A 25,181-nucleotide genomic window follows, 5' to 3' on the forward strand; every position below is an offset into this window, starting at 1 on the left:
GACCTCGTTCGGGCAGGCCCTGGGTGCGGTCGCGTCACGCACTCGGGCCAGTCCGGGTTTGGTCCTCAAAGCTGCAGCAGGCGGAACAGGGCGATCAGGTTGATCTGCGCCAGCGCTTCCTTGAATTCGGCATCGGTGTCGTTGTGGATGCGCTTTTCGAAGGAGGCCAGGATCTGGTGCCGGTTGCTGCCCTTGACCGCCATGATGAACGGAAACTGGAATTTTGCCTTGTAGGCGTCGTTGAGTTCGGTGAAACGTGCGAACTCTTCGGCAGTGCACTGGTGAATGCCGGCGCCGGCCTGTTCGTTGGTGCTCGATTCGGTCAGTTCGCCCTGCACCGCCGCCTTGCCGGCCAGGTCCGGGTGAGCGTTGATCAGCGCCAGTTGCTCGGCGTGGCTGGCGCTGAGCAGGATGTCGCTCATGCGCTGGTGCAGCACCTCGATCTCGTCCAGCTCGCTCAGGTTGCCCAGCGCGTAGGCTTTTTCGGCGACCCACGGCGAGTGCTCGTAGATGTCGGCGAAGGCCGCGACGAAGGCGTCACGGCCGAGGCTCGAGGGCTTGAGGGTGTTGAAAGCGGTCATCAGGCGTTCTCTTTCTTGTACGGATGGGTGGCGTGCCAATGGCGGGCGATGTCCACGCGACGGGCGAACCAGACCTGCTCGTGGCTCTTGGCGTACTCGACGAAGCGCTTGAGCGCGGCCAGGCGCGCGGGGCGGCCGACCAGGCGGCAGTGCAGGCCGATGGAGAGCATCTTCGGCGCGTGCTCGCCTTCTTCGTAGAGCACGTCGAAGGCGTCCTTGAGGTACTGGAAGAACTGCTCGCCGCAGTTGAAGCCCTGCACCTGGGTGAAGCGCATGTCGTTGGTGTCCAGGGTGTAGGGGATCACCAGGTGCGGCTTGTCGGTGGGGTTGTTCGGTTCCCAGTAGGGCAGGTCGTCGTCGTAGGTGTCGCTGTCATAGAGGAAGCCGCCTTCCTCCATCACCAGGCGCCGGGTGTTCGGGCCAGTGCGACCGGTGTACCAGCCCAGCGGACGCTCGCCGGTCAGTTCGGTGAGGATGCGGATGGCCTCGAGCATGTGCTCGCGCTCCTGCGCCTCGTCCATGTACTGGTAGTCGATCCAGCGGTAGCCGTGGCTGCAGATCTCATGGCCGGCCTCGACCATGGCGCGGATCACGTCCGGGTGGCGCTGGGCGGCCATGGCCACGGCGAACACGGTCAGCGGTACGCCGGTGTCCTTGAACAGCTTGAGCAGGCGCCACACCCCGGCGCGGCTGCCGTATTCGTAGAGCGACTCCATGCTCATGTTGCGCACGCCCTGCAGCGGCTGGGCAGCCACCATTTCAGAGAGGAAGGCTTCGGACTCCTTGTCACCGTGCAGGATGTTGCGCTCGCCACCTTCTTCGTAGTTGAGCACGAAAGACAGGGCAATGCGGGCGTTGCCCGGCCATTGCGGGTGAGGTGGGTTGTTGCCGTAACCGATCAGGTCGCGAGGGTAGTCAGCGCTCACTGCAGTCTTCCTTATGTTCGTAGGTGCGGGTGGTGGGTGGACCGCGGCGGGTTGTCGCACGCACCGGATGGGGTGATTGTATACAACTTATTTGACCATTTGTAAGCCCGTTTTTCCGCATTTCTTCCCACTTGTCGCCTCAAACTCAGGCTGGAAAAGCACTGCAAGAAACCTGCCTGATCGGTCAGATAATACCTCGGCCTGCTGCACAGGCCCTGTATTTGCGACGGATGCTCGTGCTCGCAAGGCCTGCCATGAGCGGTGCGCAGCGGGGTTCAAAAAATTGTGTACAATCTGAATCGAAAGTGTCTTAATGAGCCCATTCCGGCATTTCGTCAGCCTCGTGTTGGTGCATGCCGTGTATTTTCTGCCCATGCAAACGACAAGAGGCGACAAGCAAATGGGACGTTTGACCACACACGTACTGGATGCCGCTCACGGCTGCCCGGGCAGCTCGATCAAGGTCGAGCTGTACCGTGTCGAAGGCCAGCAACTGGAGCTGGTGAACAGCGCACTGACCAACAGCGATGGCCGCGTCGATGCACCTTTGTTGCAGGGCGATGACTACCGTACTGGTGTCTACCAGTTGCAGTTCGCCGCCGGGGACTACTACCGGGCCAAAGGTGTTGCACTGCCTGACCAGGCGTTTCTCGATGTCGTGGTGCTGCGCTTCGGCATCGATGAAGGGCAGGAGCACTATCACGTGCCGTTGCTGATCTCGCCGTACAGCTATTCGACCTATCGTGGGAGCTAGTTGGTCGCTAGAAGAATCTTCGTAGGTCCTTGCCCGCTATCACACTGGCGGGCTTTTTTCATTCTGTAGCAATTGTCCGAAACCCCGCCCGATCCCCCAGTCCCGCATCCCTCCGCTATTCCAGGCATGGAAACGTATCAGCGTTCGTCGCAAAGCACTGAGTGGCGCGTTGATGGCGTGGTTCTGCTCTTGTATCCTGCGCACCCTTTCGCAGTGATGCGATCAGTTCTCAAGTGACGGATTACTTGCATGTCCCTCTTCCTCCGTGCGCTGGCGACCGGCTTTGCGCTCCTGCCGCTGCTTGCCAGTGCCGCCCCCTTCCAGTCTCCCGGCGACCGCGACCTGATTCGTGATCGTCAGGAAAACCTTCTGCAAGAGCAGCGCAAGCGCCTTGAGGAACTGCAGCAATTACCCGGCAAGCAGGCCCCACAGGCCCCTGTGGCGCCCGCGGAGCAAGGGCGGTGCTTCCAGATCCGCAGCGTCGAGCTGCAAGGTGCGACCCAGCTCAGCGAGCGGCAACGCCAGGCACTGGTCGAGGACTATGAAGGCAAGTGCCTGCAAGTGGGGGAGCTCAACGGCCTGCTCAAGCGCATCACCGATCACTACATCGACCGTGGCTACCTGACCACCCGTGCCTACCTGCCGCAGCAGGATCTGGGTTCGGGCATCCTGCAGATCATCATCGTCGAAGGGCGCCTGGAAGGCCTGGACAGCTCAGCGCTTGCCAGCCCACGGGAAATGGCCATGACCTTCCCCGGCCAGGTCTCCGAAGTGCTCAACCTGCGCGACATGGAGCAGATGGTCGACCAGCTTGGTCGCTTGCCGTCGCGTCAGGTCGAAGTCGAGCTGGTGCCAGGCCAGGAAGTGGGCGGTAGCCGCGTGCAGCTCAAGGGCCAGCGTGACAAACCCTGGCGAGTCTCGGCCAGCCGCCACAACAATGGTGATGCCAGCAGCGGCGAGCAGCAGATGAACCTGGGCCTGGAGTGGGACAGCCCGTTGGGCCTGGCCGATCAGCTGAGCCTCAGGGGCGGGCGTGATGTGGTCAGCGACCACTGGCGCCATTCCGACAGCCATGGCCTGAACTACAGCCTGCCGTGGGGCTGGTGGACCTTCAACTACAGCTACAACCACAACTACTACCGCACCCGCGACACCTCCAGCGGCTTTCCCTTCAAGCTCGACGGCGACAACAGCGTGCACCAGTTCCAGGCCGAACGGGTGATCCACCGCGACAGCCTGAGCAAGACGGCGGTGAATATCGGGGTGAGCCACTTGCGTGCGCGCAACTACCTTGACGACACCCTGATCGATGTCTCCAGCACCCGCATCACCGAGCGTCAGCTTGGCGTCAACCACGGCCGACGCATCGGCAATGCCTTCGTCAACCTCGATGCCGGCTGGCAGCAGGGCATCGGCGCGCTCGACGCCCAGGGCGCAGGCGACCCCCACGGCAACGAACCGGTGTCGCGCTACAACAAGTACACCCTGACCCTGAGCTACCTGCAGCCGTTCCAGCTGTGGGGCGAACAGTTCAGCTTCGACAGCCTGGCCACCGGCCAGCGCAGCGAGGACGCGCTCTACAGTGCCCAGCGCATCAGTGTCGGCGGGCTGACCTCGGTGCGTGGCTTCAAGGATCAGACCCTCACCGGCGACAGCGGCGGCTACTGGCGCAACCAGTTGCGCTGGCGTCGGCCGGTCACCTGGGCTGCGCTGCAGCCCTGGCTGCGCGAATACGGCATGGCGTTCGCCTACGACGCCGGTGTGATCAAGGGCCAGCATGGCAACGGCAAGGACCATGGGCGCCTGAGCGGCAATGCCCTGGAGTTCAATGTGCGCGGCCAGTACTTCGCTGCCAGCGCAACCTTTGCCCGTTCGCTGGAGCGCCCCGATGCGGTGACCCGCCGCGAGCACCCGATCTATTTCCGCGTCGACGCCTTCTTCTGAGCGTCGCCCCTACCCATTACCCGTGACATCGCTGCCCCTTGCGGGGCAGGCCGGCAACTGGCCTGAGCTGCGACTGGAGTTTGTTCGACATGGATATCCGCACCCCACTGAACCAGTGCATCGCCCTGATCGTTGCTGGCGTGATGTTTCTCAACCCCATCGTCAGCACGGCTGCACAGCTGACCGTCGATGCGGCGGCCAATGCCAACACCAGCATCAACCAGGCCGGCAACGGGGTGCCGATCGTCAATATCGCCACCCCCAACGGCAGCGGCCTGTCGAGCAACACCTTCCGTGACTACAACGTCGGCAGCAACGGGCTGATCCTCAACAACGCCACCGGCAAGACCCAGTCGACTCAACTGGGCGGCATCATCGTCGGCAACCCCAATCTCAGGGGGCAGGCGGCCCAGGTCATCCTCAATCAGGTCACCGGCGGCAACCGCAGTACCCTGCAAGGCTACACCGAGGTGGCGGGCCAGGCGGCCCGGGTCATCGTCGCCAACCCCCACGGCATCACCTGCAACGGCTGCGGCTTCATCAACACGCCACGGGCGACCCTCACCACCGGCAAGCCGATCATGGACGGCGAGCGCCTGGACCGCTTCCAGGTCGATGGCGGCGACATCGCCATCGAGGGCGATGCGCTCAACGCCACCAACCTCGACCAGTTCGACCTGATCACCCGCAGTGCCAAGCTCAATACCGAGCTGCATGCCAAGCAGTTGAACATCGTCACCGGGCGCAACGACGTCCAGGCCGATACCCTGCAGGCCACCCCGCGTGCCGATGACGGCAGCGAAAAGCCCCTGCTGGCCATCGACAGCTCGGCGCTGGGCGGCATGTATGCCAACACCATCCGCCTGGTCGGCACCGAGCAGGGCGTGGGCGTCAAGCTGGCTGGAAACATGGCCGCTACCACCGGCGATATTCAGGTGGACGCCAACGGCAAGGTGACGCTTGCACAGACCTCCAGCGCCGGCGACCTGAAGATTGCCGCGCAAAGCGCCGAGCTGACCGGCAAGACCTACACCGCCGGCAGCGCCACCGTGCGTGTGCGTGACGATGTGACTGTCGGCCAGAGCCTCGCCGCCAAGGGCAGCATCAGCGTGCAGGGCGCGCGGATCGACAACCAGGGCATCATCGAAGCCGGCGTGGAGCCAGACAACAGCCGCAACGCCCAGGGCGACGTGAGCCTCAAGGGCCAGACCCTGCACAACCGCGGTAGCGTGGTCGCCAACCGCAACCTCGAGATCGACAGCAGCGCCACGCTCGACAACCAGGGTGGCAGCCTCAAGGGCCGCAACACCACGCTGACCGCAGGCCTGCTGGACAACCGCAAAGGCCAGGTGCTGGCCGACGACACCCTGAAAGCCACGGGCGGTACGATCGACAACCGTGAGCAAGGCCTGCTGCAAGGCAAGGGCCAGGCCGTGGTGAATATCACCGGCAACCTCGACAACCGTGGCGGTCGTGTGGTCGGCCAGGGGGATCTGCAGGTCACCGCCGCCCAGGTGGACAACCGCGCCAACGGTCTGATCGGCAGCGACAAGCAGGCAAAGCTGACCACCCGCGCGCTGCTGGACAACCAGAACGGCGGCAAGCTCAAGGCCGATCGCCTCGACATCACCACCGCCGGGCTGCTCAACAGCGGCGGGCAGATGCTGGGCGGCGACGTGCTGATCGTCGCCAGCGCCGACATCGACAACCGCCTCGGCCTGATCTCGGCCAAGCGCCTGCTCGATCTCAAAGCCGTGGGCCTGGACAACAGCGGCAAGGGCAACCTGCTCAGCGACGGCACACTGGCCGTCAAAGTGGCCACCCTGAACAATCGCGACAACGGCATGCTGTCGAGCGTCGGCGATCTCTCACTGCATGGCGAACGCCTCGACAACCGTGGCGGTCTGGTGCTTGCCGACCGCTCGCTGTCCGTCACCGGCGGGGACTTCGACAACCGCGACAAGGGCGTAGCCACCACCAAGGGCAAGGCCCACATCGAAGTTGCCAGCCTGGCCAACAGCGATGCCGGCCACCTGCAGAGCGATGGCCGCCTCGAGCTGATCGCCGACAAAGTCGACAATCAACGCCTGGGTAACATCACGGCCAAGGGTGACCTCGAAGCCCACCTGGGCACCTTGAACCAGCAGGGCGGCAGGCTGACCAGCCTGGGCAGCCTGCTGCTCACCGCCAACACGATCGACAACCAGAACGGCGGCGGGATTGGCGCGACCAATCTGGTCGACATCCGCGCGGCGCGCGTGCTCAACCAGCAGGGTGAGATCTCCAGCGCAGGCAAGGTCGTGCTCGACGCCAGCGCACTGCTGGACAACCAGGCTGGCAAGGTCATTGGCGACCGTGGCCTGACCCTGACCGTCCAGCGCCTGCTGAACCAGAACAAGGGCCTGCTCAGCGGCTACGACAGCCTGAGCCTGAAAGGCACCGAACTGCTCAACAACGGCGGCCGGTTGAGCAGCCACAAGCATATCGAGCTGGCCCTGGACGGCCAGTTGGACAACAGCGACGCCGGCCTCATCGTCAGTGACGGCACCCTCACGCTGAACGCCGGCACGTTGCATAACCGCCAGGGCGGCAAGGTCTCGGCCATCGCTGCCATGGGCCTGACCAGCCAAGGGCTGCTGGATAACCAGGGCGGCATTCTGGTGACCGATGCCGGGCTGGTGCTTGACGCCGCCCGCCTGGACAACAGCCAGGGCGGCGCCATCAGTGCAGTTGGCCATGCCCAGTTGCGCAGCGGCGCCATCGACAACAGCGCCAAGGGCAACATCGGTGTCGGCAGCCTGCTGCTGGTCGTCACCCAGCTCGACAACAGCGCCCGTGGTCGCATCAGTGCCTCCGGCCAGATCGATGCGACGCTGACCGGCCTTGACCAGCATGACCACGGGCAACTGGTCAGCGGGACCGGCATCGACCTCGACCTGCAGCACGGCCAACTGGTGAACCGCGACGGTGGCTTGCTGCGCTCGCCAGGCAGCCTGCTGTTGCGCCAGATCGGCGCGGTGGACAACCGCAACGGCGCAGAGATTTCCAGCGACCGCGGCTTCAGCCTGATTGCCGACAGCCTCGACAACCGTGGCGGACGCCTGATCAGCGCCCAGGACCTGACCCTGCGCATTGCCGGTGTTCTGGACAACAGCCTCAAGGGCGTGTTGTCGGCTAGCCACGATCTCGACGTCGAGGCTGCCAGCCTCGATAACTTCAGCGGCGGCACCCTGGCCAGCGGCAAGGCCCTCAAGGCCGTGATCGACGGTCAACTCGACAACCACGACCAGGGCATCCTTTCTGCCGCCGCAGCGCTGACCGTCACCAGTGCAGGTGTGCTCAACAGCGAGCGCGGCCTGCTGTCGGGCAACACCGGCCTGACCGTCACGACCGGACAACTGGATAACCACCAGGGCGGCCAGCTCATCAGCCAGGCGGCGATGACCGTCACCAGCGACGGCCTCGACAACCGTGGCGGCGCCTTGAGCAGCAAGCAGGCCATGACCCTGACCACGGGCGACGTGCGCAACGGCGCCGATGCCCTTCAGCGCGGCGGTCGCATCCACAGCGATGCCGAGTTGACACTGGTGGCCGGGCAGGTCGATTCCAGCGAGGGCGGCGAGATCTCCGCCAAGGGCGATCTGCTGCTGCGGGTGAGTGCGTTGATCCAGCGCCAGGGGCGTCTGATCGGTGAACAGAAACTCGACCTCGACCTCAACGGCGGCGACCTGACCAACCAGGGCGGCCTGATCAGTGCCAATGGCCCGCTGATCATCCAGCGCTTGGGCAAGCTCGACAACAGCGCTGGCGAAGTCACCAGCCAGCAGTCCTTCAGCCTGCTCGCCAAGCGCATCGACAACCAGCAGGGCCGCATCCTCAGCGACGGCGGGCTGACCTTAGAGGCGGCACAGCTGGACAACAGCACCAAGGGCCTGATGTCCGGCGTTCAAGGCTTGCAGGTCACCGGCAGCGACCTGAACAACAGCGCCGAGGGCACACTGTCGAGCAAGGACGGCGATCTTACCGTGACCCTGACAGGCGCCCTCGACAACCGTGACGAGGGCGCTCTGGTCAGCAAGGGCCGCCAGCAGGTTACGGCGGCCAGCCTGGACAACCGCAAGGGCATCGTCTCCTCGGAGCAGGCGATCACCCTCAGTGTCGGCGATCGTTTGGACAACAGCGGCGGCCTCATTTCCGCCACAGGTGACCTGACGCTCGACCAGGACAGCACCGTCATCGACAACCAGGGCGGGCAGATCAACGGCCAGGCGATCAGCGTCGCCGGCAAGCGTCTGGAAAACGGCAAGGGCCAGCTCGTCAGCCGCGCGGCGCTCGACCTGACCTTGGCCGATGCACTGCTCAATACCGACGATGCGCGCCTGGTCAGTGGCGCCGACCTGCTGCTCAAGGCCGTGCGTGTCGACAACCAAGGCGGCAAGCTGATCAGCCATGGGTTGCTGCATGTCGATTCGGGCACGCTGGACAACAGCCACGGTGGCAATCTGGCCAGCCAGCAGAACCTGGTGTTGCGCCTGAGCGGCGATCTGCTCAACGGCAACGATGGCCTGTTGTTCAGTGAGCACGGCAAGCTCGACATCCATGCCGTTGCCCTGAACAACCAGGCCGGCACGCTCAAGAGCCAAGGCGATATCGATGTGCGCCTGGACAAGCGCCTGGACAACCGCGGCGGTCGTCTGGAGAGCCAGGCAGGCAACCTCGAACTGCACGCGGCGAGCCTCGACAACAGTGGCAATGGCATGCTCAGCGCGGCCAAAGGCCTGTTCAAGGGCGTCTTCAGCGACCTGTTCGACAACGCTGGCGGTACCGCCCAGGCGCAGTCCGTGGACATTGCAGCCGACGCCAAGGTGAACAACCAGGGCGGCTACATTTCGGCGCTGGGCGGTGACGGCAAGATCGTCACCGCCGATCTCGACAACCGCGGCGGTGGCCTGTACGCCGCCGGATTGCTGAAGGTGCAGGGCCAGCAACTGTTCAACCAGAGCGGCAAGATCGGCGCCGGGCGCATCGACTTTGGCCTCAGCGGCGCGCTCTACAACAGCCTCGGCCAGTTGGAAAGCGAGAGCGAGCTGCAACTGCGCGCCAGCGAGCTCGACAACCGCAGCGGCAATCTGCGCGCCCTTGGCAAGACCGGTACCAGCCGATTCATCGTCGCGGGCAACCTGCTCAACGACAACGGCGTGCTGGCCACCGCCAACCAAGACCTCGACCTGCAGATCGGTGGCCTGAGCAACAGCGGCGGGCAACTGCTGCACACCGGCCAGGGTAGCTTCGGCCTGGCCTCCGACAAGGTCACCCAGGCCGGTGGCGTACTGCACACCGATGGCCTGCTGAGCATCGCCGCTGCCAGCTGGACCAACAGCAGCGTGCTGCAAGCCCGGCGCCTGGAGCTGGACATCGGTCGCTTCGTCCAGACCGCCAGCGGCAAGCTGCTGGCAGTCGAGAGCCTCAAGGGCCGGGGCGGCGACTGGACCAACCATGGCCTGCTGGCCAGCGATGGCAGCCTGCAACTGGATCTGACCGGCAACTATGACGGCAATGGTCGCCTGAGCAGCCTTGGCGCACTGACGCTGGGCGCCAACGATATCCGCCTGTCCAGTACCGCCAGCCTGGCCGGTGGCGCCGACACAGCGGTGACCGCGCGCAACCTGCTGAGCAACGACGGTCGCCTGACCGCCCTGGGCGGCCTGACAGTGACGGCCGCCAGCCTCGAAAACCGCGGCACCCTGGGTGGCGCTGCGGCGGTGAAGCTCGCCGCCAACAGCCTGAGCAACCAGCGCGGCCTGGTGTTCAGCGGTAATGACATGACCTTGCGCGTCGGCAGCCTGAGCAACTACTACGGCGATATCTACAGCCTTGGTGGCCTTGATCTTGCCGGCAACGCCAGTGCCCGCGCGGTGCTGCTGGACAACATCTCCGGCAGCGTGGAAAGCGCCGGCAACATGACCCTGGCGGTGGACACGCTGCTCAACCGCAAGGAATTCCTGAGCTCGACCAAGAAACTGGTCGCCGGCAACGTCAACGTCTATTCCGACGACCGCTGCAAGGGCAAGGGCTGCGAGCTGTACTTCTCGGCAACGGAAAGCTGGGAAGACGTCATCGACCGCGATACCCCCACCGCCTTCATCACCACCGGCAGCAAGCTGACCTTCGCCGGTGACGCATTCCGCAACCACTACAGCAGCGTTTCGGCGGCGGGTGACATCGCCATCAACACGGCGGTGTTCGAGAACAAGGGCGCCGGTGGAGGCGAGCAGCGCAACCTCACCGCGAGCATGTATACCCGTGATCGCGGCCAGTACAACGCGTTCATCCAGGCCAAGAACCAGTTCAACCAGAACCCCGGCTCGCTGACCCTCGACGAGGTCATGGCCGCTGCGGGGTATCCGCAGTACAGCATCTACGACGTCATCGACAACAGGACGCCGATCGCTGGCGCCGTGGTTGCCCCGGCGGTCGTGCAGTCAGCTGGCGCCGTGACCATCAACGCCACCCAGCGCATCGACAACAGCGTGGTGCGCGTCAATCAGGCCGGCGCCGGTACCATCGGGGCCCGTGGCGATGCCACGGCTGATCCGCGCCAGGCCCAGACCCAGGTGCGCGCGCTCAACCCGCAGTTGCCGCCCGACCTCGCCCAGCGCCAGGTCAACCCGGTCACGCTGCCCAGCTTCAGCCTGCCGCAAGGCAGCAACGGCCTGTTCCGCATCAGCACCCAGACCGGTCAGGCCGCGATCAGCGGCGATGCCCTGGGCGCCACCGCCGACCATACCCAAGCAGGCAGTGGCACCTTCATCTCACCGCTGGCCAGCACCACCAATGCCGACAACCGTGCGGCGCAGACGCTGTCCGCCCAAGGCTCGGCTGCGGCCCAAGGCGCCGTCAGCGGCGCCGGTGTGGCGCTGGATGGCCTGGCAGCGGGTGTTCGACTGGTCCAGGGCGTCCCTGAGCGCAGCGTGCCGAGCACCTCGCACAAATACCTGGTGGAGACCAACCCGGCCCTGACCGACCTCAAGCAGTTCCTGAGCTCCGACTACCTGCTTGGCCAGCTCGACGTCAATCCGGACCAGGCCATCAAGCGCCTGGGCGACGGCCTCTACGAACAACGCCTGATCCGCGAAGCCGTGGTGGCCCGCACCGGCCAGCGCTACATCGATGGCATGACCAGCGACGAGACGCTGTTCCGCTACCTGATGGACAACGCCATCGCCAGCAAGGACAAGCTGTCGCTGAGCGTAGGCGTGTCGCTCAGCGCCGAGCAGGTCGCCGCGCTGACCCACGACATCGTCTGGATGGAGCAGGTCGAGGTCAACGGCGAGAAGGTGCTGGCCCCAGTGCTGTACCTGGCCCACGCCAACGGTCGCGTCGCCCCCAACGGCGCGCTGATCCAGGGCCGTGACGTCAACCTGATCAGCGGCGGCGACCTGGTCAACGTCGGCACCCTGCGTGCCACCAACAACCTCGCCGCCAGCGCCACCAACATCAGCAACAGCGGGCTGATCGAAGCAGGCGGGCGCCTGGACATGCTCGCCACCGACTCGATCCGCAACGCCCAGGGCGGGATCATCGCCGGTCGTGAAGTGAGCCTGACCGCGCTGACCGGCGATGTGATCAACGAGCGCAGCGTCACCCGCCTGGAAGGCCGGGCCGGTGGCGAGCATGTGACCAAGGACCTGGTCGACACTGCAGCACGCATCGAGGCGGCGAACGACCTGACCATCACCGCTGGGCGCGATATCGGCAACGTGGGCGGGGTGCTCAAGGCGGGTGGCGATATCAGGCTGGATGCCGGTCGCGACCTGTCCATCGTCAGCCAGGAAGGCGTCGACAGCCACGAGTATCAACGCCGCCGTGTCAGCGGCCACGACACGAGCATCACCCAGTATGGCAGCGAGATCAGCGCAGGCGGCAATCTCACCGCCACGGCAGGCCAGGACCTGAGCATCGTCGCCAGCGAAGTCGAGGCACGCCGCGACCTGGCCCTGCAGGCCGGCCGCGACGTGACCCTGGCTGCTGCGGCGAACGAGGAGCACAGCTACGCCAAGGGCAAGAAGGGCAAGACCAAGTACGAGCGGCAGGAGGATGACGTCGAGCAGCAGTCTGCCGTGGTGAAGGCCGGTGGCGACCTGGCCATCGACGCCGGACGTGACCTGCGCCTGGTGGCGAGCAAAGTCAGCGCCGGCGAGGAAGCCTACCTGGTGGCCGGCGACAAGCTGGAGCTGCTGGCGGCCAACGACAGCCAGTACTCGCTGTACGACATGAGCAAGAAAGGCGGCTGGGGCAGCAAGCAGACCCAGCGCGACGAAGTCACCGACATCAAGGCGGTGGGCAGCGAAGTCAGCAGCGGTGGTGATCTGACGCTCAAGAGCGGTGGTGATCAGTTGTACCAGGGGGCGAAGCTCGCCTCGGGTGCTGACCTGACCATCGATAGTGGCGGCGCGGTGACGTTCGAGGCGGTCAAGGACCTGCATCAGGAGAGTCACGAGAAGAGCAAGTCCAACGTTGGCTGGTTCAGCATGAAGGGCGAGGGCCGTACGGATGAAACGGTTCGCCAGAGCGAGCTGGTCGCTAAAGGCGACCTGGTGATCAATGCTGTTGGCAAGATTCATGTGGATGTGCGCCAGGTCAACCAGCAGACGGTGAGCGAGTCCATCGATGCCATGGTCAAGGCTGATCCCAAGCTGGCCTGGCTCAAGCAGGTCGAAGCACAAGGTGGCGTGGACTGGCGTCAGGTCAAAGAAATCCACGATTCGTTCAAGTACAGCAATTCCGGGCTGGGGCCGGCTGCTCAGCTCGCGATTGCGATCGTCATGGCGGCCGTCGTGGGCCCTGCCGCAGCGGCCTGGGCCAACGGCGGTGTCGCTGGCGCCGCCGTCGGGGCCGTTGCCACGGGCGCTGCGACCAATGCTTCGGTAAGCGTCGTCAATAATCGAGGCAATCTGGGGGCTGTGGTCAAGGATGTGACCTCCTCCGATGCGATGAAAGGCTATGTCATTTCGGGTGTGGCTGCAGGTCTGACAGCGGCCTATTTCGATGGCTGGACGGGAACGAAAACTGACCCAGTCACGGGCAAAGTCCTGGGGCCGAAACTGTACACGATCAAAGGCGTAGGTCAGTTCGCAGCCAACCAGACGTTGCAGAATGGCACCTCCCTGCTGCTGAGCAAAGCCCTTGGGCAGGGCGGCAGTGCCAGCGATGCGTTGAAAAGCGCGCTGTTCAATACGCTGGCGGCAGCCAGTTTCAATGCGGTGGGGGATTACACCAAGCAGTTCGGCATCGAGAACGGCAGCCTTCCCAAGATTGCCATCCATGCGATGGTGGGTGGCTTGCTGTCGAAGGCCACTGGCGGTGACTTCAAAACGGGTGCCTTGGCGGCCGGCGCGAATGAAGCGCTGGTGGTACAGCTCAACAAGCTGGTTGGGGGAAATGAAAACCTGCTGACCATGAGCTCGCAGATCGTCGGGGTGCTGGCGGCGGCTAGTCAGGAGGATGCTGACGCCAGCTCGTTGAACAAAGCGGCATGGGTAGCCAAAAACGGCACGCAATACAACTTCCTCGGAGACCACTCGGCTAAGCAGCGAGACGAGGCAAGGGACAATTATCGCAAAGACGGCGGAATGGACGCCGCGCGTGATCTGGTCAACCTGGAAGGCGCGGATCAGCGTAGCGACAAGCTGTTGCAACTCTACAAGCGCGATCCCTCATTGCTTAGCCAGGATGACAAGGTCGAGCTCGCGGCATACCTGCAGGTTTATGCCTTCGAGAGACTGGATGCCGTCAGGAAACTGGATGCCCAAAATGGCTTGGGTATCAGCCATAGCTTGGCAACCGTCCAGGCAAGTGTCGCCAGTTTGCTCAGTGGTGAGCAGACCTTGGGCTATGGCTATCCCTATGCAGGTAGCAGCCAGGACAAGCTCGCGTGGGCAGATGCTCAGCGCAGCCAAATGGGACTGGTTGAAAACCTGGCCTGGACCCGGGACCGTAGCGTCGACGAGCAGACCTACCTTGATGCCAAGTCCAGCCTGCGCATTGGCGAGCAGCAGCAAGGTTTGGCCAACCTGGGTGATCCTGCGATCTACTTCCTGACCGGCTCTATCGGCAGCACGATCAGGGCTGTAGCGGCGACCAACGGGGCGCTGCAGTTTACCCAGGGTGCCAAGCAAGCGGTTGATGGTGATGGATGGAATGCCGCTGGTAATATGGTGGCCGGCCTGCTGGGGATGGCTACACTGGGGATTCCTGCCATCAAGGGTGGGGCGGTTGCAATCGGCGACGCTGCCTCCACACGACCAGGAAACCCGGGCGTTATCAGGAATGACCCAGCTCTTGCAGTTTCACCAAATACCGGAAAATACCTAGAAGATTTCAAACCGTCGCCTACCCCACTGGAGCTGGTGCGGCAACAGACAGAGACGTTATACGCAACGGCGTTTATACGCTTTGATCATATCCTCGACGGTGGAGTAAATACGTTGAGGAGTGGTGAGAGGGTTGGGACGGGTGGTCATTATTTAAGGTCTCCTGATGTCAATGTGACTCGAATCACTGGTCAAGTTGATGAATTTGGTGTTTCAAAAGGGTATGTCTCTATACGCGATCCTCTGACGAATAGCTGGGCCCCGAAGAAAGCAGAGACAACATTTTTCCCTGAGCAGTGGAGCAAGCGGCAAGTTCAGGTAGAGATCGAGGGTGCATTCAGGAATTCATCTCCTATAGCTGGTACTGAACGGTGGCGAGGGATTTCACCTAGTGGCGTGAGAATAGAGGGATACTACGGTAAGCCGGATGGTACGGGGGCCACAGCGTGGCCTGTGTATGGAAAGGATAGAAAAATATGAATTTAGGTATCGTATATCCTCATTGGTCGATATTTGGATTTTATGATCTGGGCGCGTCTGAACATGGCGAGCGAGCGCGCATCGAGCAAATACCTGTAGGGGTGCGCGAAATTGTTGGTTGGTTGAGTGATGATGTGAGTGGTACGGCCAGTGCTCAAGCATTGATCGATCGTTTGAGTGCATGTGGGCTTCAAGGGCATGCCGAATACTTGGGGTTTGGAAATGCGCACCATATGGGATACGCTGAAGGCCACCTGTATTTGGAGTGTGAGTATAGCGATGGACTTCAAGTCATTATGACGGTGGCACAAGCCACTGATGTGCTGAGCGAATATGTGAGCTTTTTAAAATCTGGAGTTCGCAATAAAGATGCCCCTCCTACGCCCTTTTTGGTTGAATATGTTGCTGAGGGGGAGGCTGCTTGCCTGCTATATCAGGAAATGGGGGGGCGCATAGGTTTTTCAGTAGAAGAAATGAGAGAGAATAGCAGGGCTCAGCGTAAAGATAACAAAAGAAAGGCGCTTTTGAATAAACTTGATCATCAAAATAAAACAAATGATATCTAAGCTCTGCCTGAATATATCTGGGCTCACTCATGCTATATTGAAATGGGCTCGGAACGTTCACGTATTCCAGTACAGTCGGGCGCAGCCCCGGCCGTTTCTCGCTCCGTTTCGCCTTGTCTGGCTTTCGAGCAGACACATTTCAGACAGCCCCTAACAAGAAGCTATGGGCATCAGGAACCAGGTCATGATTATGTCGCCGGTTGGGTTTACGCTCCTGGCACATTAGGTGTGTTTGTGGCGCCCAGCAGCCGACGGAGCGAATATCGGTGATCAGTTATCCACCGATAAGCCGTTTAGTTACGTGGATGCATCAATTGCTGCTACTGTTGGCGGGGCCACTCAAGGCAGAGGGTTAGGGTTCACTCTCGGCGCTGGGGCGGGTGGGTCTTATTTAGGAAGTTTGATCAAGGGTGAAGATCCGACGTATTCACTTCTGGGAGTAGTTCTGGGTGGCTTGATGGGTTTCAAGGGAGGGCAAGTAGTGTCTGGTCAGTTAAAGCCAATTGTCGGAGAAGCAGCGGATATATATGGCAACGTATCTGGCTCTGTACTTTCCGAAGTCGTCGGGGGACAAGTCAGTTCTGTAGGGGATAAAAAGTGAAGCTGGAAAGAGTTGGTTTTTTTTTTGATGGCTGTGTTGTTGGTGTATTCTGTATTGCTTTTTTTTGGAGTTGGGGTGGTGGGGCACCTTGTAGGGTCGATTGTTGGTTATTATAAGTTTGATTGTTGGGTATTTGGTTGGAAGGAGATTCATAAGTCTATTATTGTTGGATTGTCTTGCGGGGTTCCAGTTGCTTTAGGGATATGGGTGAAGTCAAAGGTGGTAGAGGTTAAAAAAAAGCGCAGCGACTGATTTTTAATTTGTGGTTGTGTTGGGTTTTTCTGGGCTTTAGAGAGGCGTAATTTGTGGGGGCTAAAATTATCTAGGATGCCAATTGTGTATTTGGTCGGATCAGTTGCTTGTAGACGCAAGAATAGAGCGTGGAGATGTAGTTCAAGGGTTTGGAAAGCTAAAGACTTCGAATGTGTCGTATCGAAAAGGTGAGATGAAATTTATTGCCCTTGATTCAATTGGGCTTAATAAATTCAAAGATTGGTTTCGCCCGCAGAGCTCCGTCTTACTCAACAGCGTAATCTGGTCAAAAGATCCCTTTCAGTTTAGTGGGAATAAGGACTCGGTACCCCAAGGTATCAATTGATGATGTGAAAGTGGCCACCTACAAGCTGGCACCGAAGCAGGGGCAGGTGGATAAATTCGAGGCGTGCTCAAACTGTAGCGGTTTACTGAAGGATGCCGATGTGATTACCGGAAGGAAGCTCTGATGATTATCAAAAGAAATGCGATAAGCAACCAGGGCGGATTGTGGACTTTTCGGGGCGTACCCTACACCGGGGGAGTGTTGGAGTTCTCGAATGGTCATGTGGTTGGAGGAGGTATGTATGAAGATGGCCGCTATGTTGATGTCTACCGCAGCGAGTTTATTATTGGGGAGGTGCGTAATAGTATCGAAATGGAGCGAGACTATACGGGGGAGCAGTTTTATTGGGGGGATAGTGTCTACAATGGATTTTCCTATGAGTTCAGTGGTGATGTATGTGTCAGCGAGCGCTTGTATGAATATGGCTGGGTGATAGAGGAAGTAACATATTTCCCAGATGGACAGTTGCGAACTGTCGAGATCGGGGAGGATGTTCCACAGAGTTATGGGTGGTTCGAAGGCGGTGGACTGGAAGCGATGACGGTTCACCAGAATAATATTTTCATGTTTTCCTTGATATTTTCATTGGAAGGTCTGACGCGGTTGACTCTGTTGGGTGACTATTTTTCTAAACTACCGCAAGTGATCGGGTGCATAAGGTTTCCTGTGTTGCGTGATAAAGCGGAGCTCTCGTCTCTTAAGTATGCGTCCCGGGTTTCACTCATTGGAGATGGTATTGACAAGGCTGTGGTTGATTACATTTTTATGGGGGGCAATGAGCGCTGTATCAGAGAGTTAGAGCTGGATGGTGTCAATGGTACACCGGAAATTCTGCAGTGTTTGAAAAATTATCAGCAGTTGAGTGTATTGAAAGTTGTGGCTGCTAAGGATTGCGTTGACTGGTGGCGTGAAGGGTGCGTCCAGTTTCAGGTACTTTGTCCCGAATGTGACGTATATTTAAATAATCGGAAGGTTAGTTTGGAGGGGTGATGGGGTGTTTGTTCTGTTCGTAGAACTGCCTTCCATATCGATCTGCAAGCCGGGTCGTTTCTGGTAGTCGATAGTGGCGTGTTGCATTCAATACCCAGTGACAGGCAGTTTCAAGGGAGATTCGGTGGCCGATTGAAACGAACACGGGTTTTACATTTTTTTGAGTCCTGAGCGCGGCCCCGATTAGTTTGTCGCCGTCGAACAGGCCTGATTGGCATCCCCTTTCATTAAGCGGAGGTGCGTATTCACCAATGAAGCGACTTTTTCCGCATCCAATAGTGGGTATGTCATAAAGTACCCCCAAATGCGATGCCAAGCCAAACCGACGAGGGTGAGCTATACCTTGCCCGTCGCAGATGATCAGGTCAGGTCGGTGGGTTATAGCCGATAAGAGCTTTACGATAGAAGGCAGTTCTCTAAACGAAAAAAGACCAGGCACATAGGGAAACGAAGTCGTACCCGACCATGCATGCTCTTCGATGATTTCCAGGCTTTCTGCGTCAACCACAACAATAGAGGCTATGAGTGTATCGTTTTCTTTGTGGTAGGCGACATCAATGCCTGCGATACTAGAAATAGGCCCAAGCTGATCTTGCTTGACTACAAGTTTAGATAGTCGTATCTGTAGATCGATAGCCTCGCTTGGGGTTATATCCCAAGGGTGTTGTATGACTGGCTGCATGTGGACTGTTCTCGCTAAATCAAATGGGTGAGGTTGTCGCGCTGATCGGCAACTACACAAAGGCGACCCTTGGGTCGCCTTTGTTGTGTGCGCTGTCGACGCTTCCTTGCCCCTGTGCGGGCTAACCCGCAACGGGGCGCCGTCTCAGATCTCGGAAACGAACGTCCCCGTTCCCTCGAGAATATTGCGCAGCGTCAGCGCCACTTCCTCCAGATCGCTTCCGGCCGACGTAAGCAGGATCTCCAGCGATTCATCACCCCTGAGTGCATCCCGATCCCCCGGTGAAACCTCGATCAGCAGGCGCTCGGCACTCAAGGTCACTTTCAGCCCGTCCAGCGTCGACGGTTCGTCGTCCAGCGTGAGATCGACGGTGTCTTCGTCCGGATAGCGGGTGAGCAGGAACATCTGGCCCTTGTCGCTGTGGCAGCACAGGGTCGCCATGTTGTCTTCCTCGTCATCGCAGGGGGTGGCGAAGAGCAGGGCGGTTTTCAGTTGCATGGGCAGCTCGGTTCAAGGAAATGAAATGCGATTGTGCCAGTCTGGGCCTTGCGCATAAACGCAATGTTACCGCCCTTTGACCGAATATGTCGCAGCGCTGCAAGCCGGGATGACCGCTCAGTCGTTAAGCTGCCCAGTTGATGGACAACCGTAAAGACACAGCCACCGGCAGTCGTCTTTGCAGCTGCCCATCCCTGGAACATGGACGCGAAGGAAGCGTCCTACGCCTTGGTTTTACCGTCTTCCTGCTACGGGTTGGCTATCGTTGATCCGTACATGGCGCACGTACACGACGCTTCACCTATAACAAAGCCCAAGCGGAGTACCACAGATGGCGTTTTTCACCGCAGCCAGCAAAGCCGACTTCCAGCATCAACTGCAGGCGGCCCTGGCGCAGCACATCAGCGAGCAGTCCCTGCCACAAGTGGCGCTGTTCGCCGAACAGTTCTTCGGCATCATCTCTCTGGACGAACTCACCCAGCGTCGGCTGTCCGACCTGGCCGGCTGCACCCTCTCTGCCTGGCGCACCATCGAGCGCTTCGACCCGAACACTGCGCAAGTGCGGGTCTACAACCCTGACTACGAACGCCATGGCTGGCAATCCACGCACACCGTGGTCGAAGTGCTGCACCATGACCTGCCGTTCCTGGTCGACTCGGTACGCACCGAACTCAACCGCCGCGGCTACAGCATCCACACCCTGCAGACCACCGTGCTCAGCGCCCGCCGCGGGCCGAAGGGCGAGCTGCTCGAACTGCTGCCCAAGGGCACCCAGGGTGAAGGCGTCAGCCACGAGTCGCTGATGTACCTGGAGATCGACCGCTGCGCCAATGCCGCCGAGCTGACCAGCCTGACCCGCGAGCTGGAGCTGGTACTGGCCGATGTGCGCGTCGTCGTCGCCGACTTCGACCCGATGAAGGCCAAGGTCCGCGACCTGCTGGCGCTGGTGGGCGAAAACGCCTTCGGCCCGGCGCAGAACGACAAGGCCGAGGTGCAGAGCTTCCTCACCTGGCTGCTGGACAACCACTTCACCTTCCTCGGCTATGAAGAGTTCGTGGTCGAGTCCGACGCTGCCGGCGGCAGCCTGGTCTACGACGAATCGTCCTTCCTCGGCCTGCCGCGCGTGCTGCGCAGCGGCCTGAGCAATGAAGACCTGCGCATCGAGGACTACGCCGTCAGCTACCTGCGCGAGCCGCGCCTGCTGTCGTTCGCCAAGGCTTCGCAACCGAGCCGCGTACACCGTCCGGCCTACCCGGACTACGTGTCGATCCGCCAGATCGATGCCGATGGCAAGGTCATCAAGGAATGCCGCTTCATGGGCCTGTACACCTCGACGGTGTACGGCGAAAGCGTGTACACCATCCCGTACATCCGCGGGAAAGTCGCCGAGATCGAGCGCCGTTCGCACTTCGACCCCAAGGCGCACCTGGGCAAGGAACTCACGCAGGTGCTCGAAGTGCTGCCGCGCGACGACCTGTTCCAGACCCCGATCGACGAGCTGTTCAACACCGCCATGTCGATCGTGCAGATCCAGGAACGCAACAAGATCCGCGTATTCCTGCGCAAGGACCCGTACGGCCGCTTCTGCTACTGCCTGGCCTACGTGCCGCGTGAAATCTATTCCACCGAAGTGCGCCAGAAGATCCAGCAGGTGCTGATGGAGCGCCTGAAGGCTACCGATTGCGAGTTCTGGACCTTCTTCTCCGAGTCGGTGCTGGCGCGTGTGCAGTTGATCCTGCGGGTCGACCCGAAGAACCGCATCGACATCGACCCGCAGCAGCTGGAAAACGAAGTGATCCAGGCCTGCCGCTCGTGGCAGGACGACTTCTCCGCGCTGGTGGTGGAGAACTTCGGCGAAGCCCAGGGCACCAACATCCTCGCCGACTTCCCCAAGGGCTTCCCGGCCGGTTACCGCGAGCGCTTCGCCGCGCATTCGGCGGTGGTGGACATGCAGCATGTGCTGGCATTGTCCGAAGCCAAGCCGCTGGCCATGAGCTTCTACCAGCCACTCACCCAACTGGGCGAGCGCCAGCTGCACTGCAAGCTGTACCACGCCGACACGCCGCTGGCGCTGTCCGACGTGCTGCCGATCCTGGAGAACCTCGGCCTGCGCGTGCTGGGTGAATTCCCGTACCGCCTGCGCCACGCCAACGGTCGCGAGTTCTGGATCCATGACTTCGCCTTCACCTACAGCGAAGGCCTGAACCTGGACCTGCAGCAGCTCAACGACACCCTGCAGGATGCCTTCATCCACATCGTCAAGGGCGACGCCGAGAACGACGCGTTCAACCGCCTGGTGCTCACCGCTGGCCTGCCATGGCGCGATGTGGCACTGCTGCGCGCCTATGCCCGCTACATGAAGCAGATCCGCCTGGGCTTCGATCTGGGCTACATCGCCAGCACCCTGAACAACCACACCGACATCGCCCGCGAGCTGACGCGGTTGTTCAAGACCCGCTTCTACCTCGCGCGCAAGCTCGGCCAGGATGACCTGGACGACAAGCAGCAGCGCCTGGAGCAGGCGATCCTCACCGCCCTGGACGACGTCCAGGTGCTCAACGAGGACCGCATCCTGCGTCGCTACCTGGACCTGATCAAGGCCACCCTGCGCACCAACTTCTACCAGCCCGACGCCGCTGGCCAGAGCAAGTCGTACTTCAGCTTCAAGTTCAACCCGCGCCTGATTCCCGAGCTGCCCAAGCCCGTACCGAAATTCGAGATCTTCGTCTATTCGCCGCGGGTCGAAGGCGTGCACCTGCGCTTTGGCAACGTCGCCCGCGGCGGCCTGCGCTGGTCGGACCGCGAGGAAGACTACCGCACCGAAGTGCTGGGCCTGGTCAAGGCGCAGCAGGTGAAGAACTCGGTGATCGTGCCGGTCGGCGCCAAGGGTGGCTTCCTGCCGCGTCGCCTGCCACTGGGTGGCGGCCGCGACGAGATCGCCGCCGAGGGTATCGCCTGCTACCGCATCTTCATCAGTGGCCTGCTCGACATCACCGACAACCTCAAGGACGGGGGCGTGGTGCCGCCGGCCAATGTGGTGCGTCATGACGACGACGACCCCTACCTGGTGGTGGCCGCAGACAAAGGCACCGCGACCTTCTCCGACATCGCCAACGGCATCGCCAACGACTACGGCTTCTGGCTCGGCGATGCCTTCGCCTCCGGTGGTTCGGCTGGCTACGACCACAAAGGCATGGGCATCACTGCCCGTGGCGCCTGGGTGGGCGTGCAGCGCCACTTCCGCGAGCGCGGCATCAACGTGCAGGAAGACCCGATCACCGTGGTCGGCATCGGCGACATGGCCGGCGACGTGTTCGGCAACGGCCTGCTGATGTCCGACAAGCTGCAACTGGTGGCCGCATTCAACCACCTGCACATCTTCGTCGATCCGAATCCGGACCCGGCCACCAGCTTCGCCGAGCGCAAGCGCCTGTTCGAGCTGCCGCGTTCTGCCTGGACCGACTACAACAGCGCGATCATGTCCGAAGGCGGCGGGATCTTCCCGCGTAGCGCCAAGAGCATCGCCATCAGCCCGCAGATGAAGGAACGCTTCGCCATCGAAGCCGACCGCCTGACCCCGACCGAACTGCTGCATGCACTGCTGCAGGCGCCGGTCGACCTGCTGTGGAATGGCGGCATCGGCACCTACGTCAAGGCCAGCAGCGAAAGCCACGCCGATGTCGGCGACAAGGCCAACGACGCCCTGCGCGTCAACGGCAACGAGCTGCGCTGCAAGGTGGTGGGCGAGGGCGGCAACCTCGGCATGACCCAGCTCGGCCGCGTCGAGTTCGGTCTGCAGGGCGGCGCCACCAACACCGACTTCATCGACAACGCCGGTGGCGTGGACTGCTCCGACCACGAGGTCAACATCAAGATCCTGCTCAACGAAGTGGTGCAGGCTGGCGACATGACCGAGAAGCAGCGCAACCAGCTGCTGGGCAGCATGACCGAGGAAGTCTCCTCGCTGGTGCTCGGCAACAACTACAAGCAGACCCAGGCCCTGTCGCTGGCGGCCCGCCGCGCCCGCGAGCGGATCGCCGAGTACAAGCGCCTGATGGCCGACCTCGAGTCGCGGGGCAAGCTGGACCGCGCCATCGAGTTCCTGCCGACCGAAGAGCAACTGGCCGAACGCCTGGCGGCTGGCCAGGGCCTGACCCGTGCCGAGCTGTCGGTGCTGATTTCGTACAGCAAGATCGACCTCAAGGAGCAACTGCTCAAGTCGCTGGTGCCGGACGACGACTACCTGACCCGTGACATGGAGACGGCGTTCCCGCCGTCACTGGTCAGCAAGTTCGCCGAGGCCATGCGCCGTCACCGCCTCAAGCGCGAGATCGTCAGCAACCAGATCGCCAACGACCTGGTCAACAACATGGGCATCACCTTCGTGCAGCGCCTGAAGGAGTCCACCGGCATGAGCCCGGCCAACGTTGCCGGTGCGTATGTGATCGTGCGCGACATCTTCCACCTGCCGCACTGGTTCCGCCAGATCGAGGCCCTGGACTACCAGGTGCCCGCCGAGATCCAGCTGACCCTCATGGACGAGCTGATGCGCCTGGGACGTCGTGCCACCCGCTGGTTCCTGCGCAGCCGTCGCAACGAGCAGGATGCCGGTCGTGACGCTGCCCATTTCGGGCCGAAGATCGCGCAACTGGGGCTCAAGCTCGACGAACTGCTGGAAGGGCCGACCCGCGAACGCTGGCAGGCGCGCTACCAGGGCTTCGTCGAAGCCGGGGTGCCGGAGTTGCTGGCGCGCATGGTGGCAGGCACTACTCACCTGTACACTCTGCTGCCGATCATCGAAGCTTCGGATGTCACCGGTCACGATCCGGCGCAGGTGGCCAAGGCGTTCTTCGCCGTGGGCAGCGCGCTCGACCTGACCTGGTACCTGCAGGAAATCAGCAACCTGCCAGTGGAGAACAACTGGCAGGCCCTGGCCCGCGAGGCGTTCCGCGACGACATCGACCTGCAGCAGCGCGCGATCACCATTTCCGTGTTGCAGATGGCCGATGCACCGGACGACATGGACGCCCGCGTGGCCCTGTGGGCCGAGCAGCACCGGGTGATGGTCGAGCGCTGGCGCGCCATGCTGGACGACCTGCGCAACGCCACAGGCACCGACTATGCGATGTACGCGGTGGCCAACCGCGAGCTGGTCGACCTGGCGCTGAGTGGGCAGTCGGTGGTGATTCCATCCTGACCTTGGCCCTGAAATGAAAAAGCCCCGGCAGCAATGCCGGGGCTTTTTTTTTGTTCGTCTCTAGCGGCCCTGTGGGCTGTGGCTCGCCGCTGCGACTTGCCCGCTAAAAGGCTTCCGCCGATCTTACTTGAACCGCCGCTCCACGCCTTTCTCCACGAGAATCTTCGCCGAAATCTCTTCCACCGAAAAATGCGTGGAGTTGATGTTGGGAATGTTCTCCCGGCGGAACAGGTTCTCCACCTCGCGCACTTCGAATTCGCACTGGGCAAAGCTCGAATAGCGGCTGTTGGGTTTGCGTTCGTGGCGAATGGCGGTCAGGCGGTCGGGGTCGATGGTCAGGCCGAACAGCTTGTTGTGGTGCTTTTTCAGCACCGCTGGCAACTGCAGGCGCTCCATGTCGTCTTCGGTCAGCGGGTAGTTGGCGGCGCGGATGCCGAACTGCATGGCCATGTACAGGCAGGTTGGTGTCTTGCCGCAGCGCGACACACCCACCAGGATCAGGTCGGCCTTGTCGTAGTAATGGGTGCGCGCACCATCGTCGTTGTCCAGGGCGAAGTTGACCGCCTCGATGCGCTCCATGTAGTTGGAATTGCCACCGATCGAGTGTGATTTGCCCACGGAATACGACGAATGGGCGGTCAATTCCTGCTCGAGCGGGGATAAAAACGTCGAAAAGATGTCGATCATGAAGCCATTGGACGTAGCCATGACCTCGCGGATGTCCTGGTTGACGATGGTATCGAAGATAATGGGGCGCACACCGTCGCGCTCGGCCGCGGCATTGATCTGCTGGACCATGGCGCGCGCCTTGTCCAGCGTATCGATGTAGGGGCGGGTGAATTTGGCGAAGGGAATGCTTTCGAACTGCGCCAGCAGGCTTTGGCCCAGTGTTTCGGCCGTGATGCCGGTACCGTCGGAGATGAAGAACGCGGATCGTTTCATTTGCACCTGAGGCCTTAAGCTGCCGAATGTTTCTGGATATGATAGGTTC

12 protein-coding genes are annotated in these 25,181 nt (G+C 61.4%); 7 read left to right on the plus strand and 5 right to left on the minus strand.

The window, feature by feature from the left end:
• Positions 1-65: 65 nt before the first annotated feature.
• Positions 66-581: a 2-oxo-4-hydroxy-4-carboxy-5-ureidoimidazoline decarboxylase gene (uraD, locus tag ACTYOL_RS08735; protein WP_197892486.1), complete on the minus strand. Its 516-nt coding sequence runs from the start codon at positions 579-581 to the stop codon at positions 66-68.
• Positions 581-1,507, minus strand: a complete 927-nt coding sequence (gene puuE / locus ACTYOL_RS08740; protein ID WP_054893659.1) for an allantoinase PuuE — start codon at positions 1,505-1,507, stop codon at positions 581-583. The genes uraD and puuE overlap by 1 nt, the downstream gene beginning before the upstream one ends.
• A gap of 400 nt (positions 1,508-1,907) precedes the next feature.
• Between puuE and uraH the strand changes: the two genes are divergently transcribed.
• The 6 genes from uraH to ACTYOL_RS08770 all read left to right on the plus strand — a co-directional run bounded on the left by uraH (position 1,908) and on the right by ACTYOL_RS08770 (position 17,813).
• A complete protein-coding gene (gene uraH / locus ACTYOL_RS08745) occupies positions 1,908-2,261 on the plus strand; it encodes a hydroxyisourate hydrolase (RefSeq protein ID WP_054893660.1) in 354 nt (117 codons plus the stop codon).
• A 249-nt stretch (positions 2,262-2,510) separates the two neighbouring features.
• The gene (locus ACTYOL_RS08750; protein WP_112897795.1) at positions 2,511-4,205 is read left to right on the plus strand and encodes a ShlB/FhaC/HecB family hemolysin secretion/activation protein; all 1,695 of its coding nucleotides are present in this window, start codon (positions 2,511-2,513) and stop codon (positions 4,203-4,205) included.
• A gap of 89 nt (positions 4,206-4,294) precedes the next feature.
• A complete protein-coding gene (locus tag ACTYOL_RS08755) occupies positions 4,295-15,058 on the plus strand; it encodes a two-partner secretion domain-containing protein (protein WP_444757786.1) in 10,764 nt (3,587 codons plus the stop codon).
• Complete coding sequence (locus tag ACTYOL_RS08760) at positions 15,055-15,624, plus strand: hypothetical protein (RefSeq protein ID WP_186711736.1); 570 nt, start codon at positions 15,055-15,057, stop codon at positions 15,622-15,624. The genes ACTYOL_RS08755 and ACTYOL_RS08760 overlap by 4 nt, the downstream gene beginning before the upstream one ends.
• Before the next feature lie 628 nt (positions 15,625-16,252).
• Positions 16,253-16,477, plus strand: a complete 225-nt coding sequence (locus tag ACTYOL_RS08765; RefSeq protein ID WP_444757787.1) for a hypothetical protein — start codon at positions 16,253-16,255, stop codon at positions 16,475-16,477.
• Positions 16,478-16,946: 469 nt separating this feature from the next.
• Positions 16,947-17,813, plus strand: coding sequence for a hypothetical protein (locus ACTYOL_RS08770; RefSeq protein WP_444757788.1), 867 nt, complete (start codon positions 16,947-16,949; stop codon positions 17,811-17,813).
• On the opposite strand, the gene nfi is transcribed toward ACTYOL_RS08770, so the two are convergent.
• Both nfi and ACTYOL_RS08780 read right to left on the minus strand, forming a co-directional pair.
• Entirely contained in the window at positions 17,797-18,495 is a 699-nt protein-coding gene (gene nfi / locus ACTYOL_RS08775) for a deoxyribonuclease V (RefSeq protein WP_082420915.1), read from the minus strand. The two genes, ACTYOL_RS08770 and nfi, sit on opposite strands and share 17 nt — an antisense overlap.
• 144 nt (positions 18,496-18,639) lie before the next feature.
• The gene (locus tag ACTYOL_RS08780; RefSeq protein WP_063543983.1) at positions 18,640-18,993 is read right to left on the minus strand and encodes a hypothetical protein; all 354 of its coding nucleotides are present in this window, start codon (positions 18,991-18,993) and stop codon (positions 18,640-18,642) included.
• 331 nt (positions 18,994-19,324) lie between these two features.
• Between ACTYOL_RS08780 and ACTYOL_RS08785 the strand changes: the two genes are divergently transcribed.
• Positions 19,325-24,190 carry an NAD-glutamate dehydrogenase gene (locus tag ACTYOL_RS08785; RefSeq protein WP_444757789.1) on the plus strand — a complete coding sequence of 1,622 codons (4,866 nt, stop codon included), beginning with the start codon at positions 19,325-19,327 and terminating at the stop codon, positions 24,188-24,190.
• 123 nt (positions 24,191-24,313) lie between these two features.
• Here ACTYOL_RS08785 and ppsR read toward each other — a convergent pair whose 3' ends face one another.
• Positions 24,314-25,132: a posphoenolpyruvate synthetase regulatory kinase/phosphorylase PpsR gene (ppsR, locus tag ACTYOL_RS08790; RefSeq protein ID WP_054892475.1), complete on the minus strand. Its 819-nt coding sequence runs from the start codon at positions 25,130-25,132 to the stop codon at positions 24,314-24,316.
• Between the last annotated feature and the right edge of the window lie 49 nt (positions 25,133-25,181).

The organism is Pseudomonas sp. A014, from assembly GCF_052378495.1.
GTDB lineage: Bacteria > Pseudomonadota > Gammaproteobacteria > Pseudomonadales > Pseudomonadaceae > Aquipseudomonas > Aquipseudomonas machongensis.

Bases quoted from the DNA above. Each gene is read 5' to 3' on its own strand.
- uraD (WP_197892486.1), bottom strand. From the start codon at position 581: ATGACCGCTTTCAACACCCTCAAGCCCTCGAGCCTCGGCCGTGACGCC.
- uraH (WP_054893660.1), top strand. From the start codon at position 1,908: ATGGGACGTTTGACCACACACGTACTGGATGCCGCTCACGGCTGCCCG.
- ACTYOL_RS08750 (WP_112897795.1), top strand. From the start codon at position 2,511: ATGTCCCTCTTCCTCCGTGCGCTGGCGACCGGCTTTGCGCTCCTGCCG.
- ACTYOL_RS08755 (WP_444757786.1), top strand. From the start codon at position 4,295: ATGGATATCCGCACCCCACTGAACCAGTGCATCGCCCTGATCGTTGCT.
- ACTYOL_RS08760 (WP_186711736.1), top strand. From the start codon at position 15,055: ATGAATTTAGGTATCGTATATCCTCATTGGTCGATATTTGGATTTTAT.
- ACTYOL_RS08765 (WP_444757787.1), top strand. From the start codon at position 16,253: ATGGCTGTGTTGTTGGTGTATTCTGTATTGCTTTTTTTTGGAGTTGGG.
- ACTYOL_RS08770 (WP_444757788.1), top strand. From the start codon at position 16,947: ATGATTATCAAAAGAAATGCGATAAGCAACCAGGGCGGATTGTGGACT.
- nfi (WP_082420915.1), bottom strand. From the start codon at position 18,495: ATGCAGCCAGTCATACAACACCCTTGGGATATAACCCCAAGCGAGGCT.
- ACTYOL_RS08780 (WP_063543983.1), bottom strand. From the start codon at position 18,993: ATGCAACTGAAAACCGCCCTGCTCTTCGCCACCCCCTGCGATGACGAG.
- ACTYOL_RS08785 (WP_444757789.1), top strand. From the start codon at position 19,325: ATGGCGTTTTTCACCGCAGCCAGCAAAGCCGACTTCCAGCATCAACTG.
- ppsR (WP_054892475.1), bottom strand. From the start codon at position 25,132: ATGAAACGATCCGCGTTCTTCATCTCCGACGGTACCGGCATCACGGCC.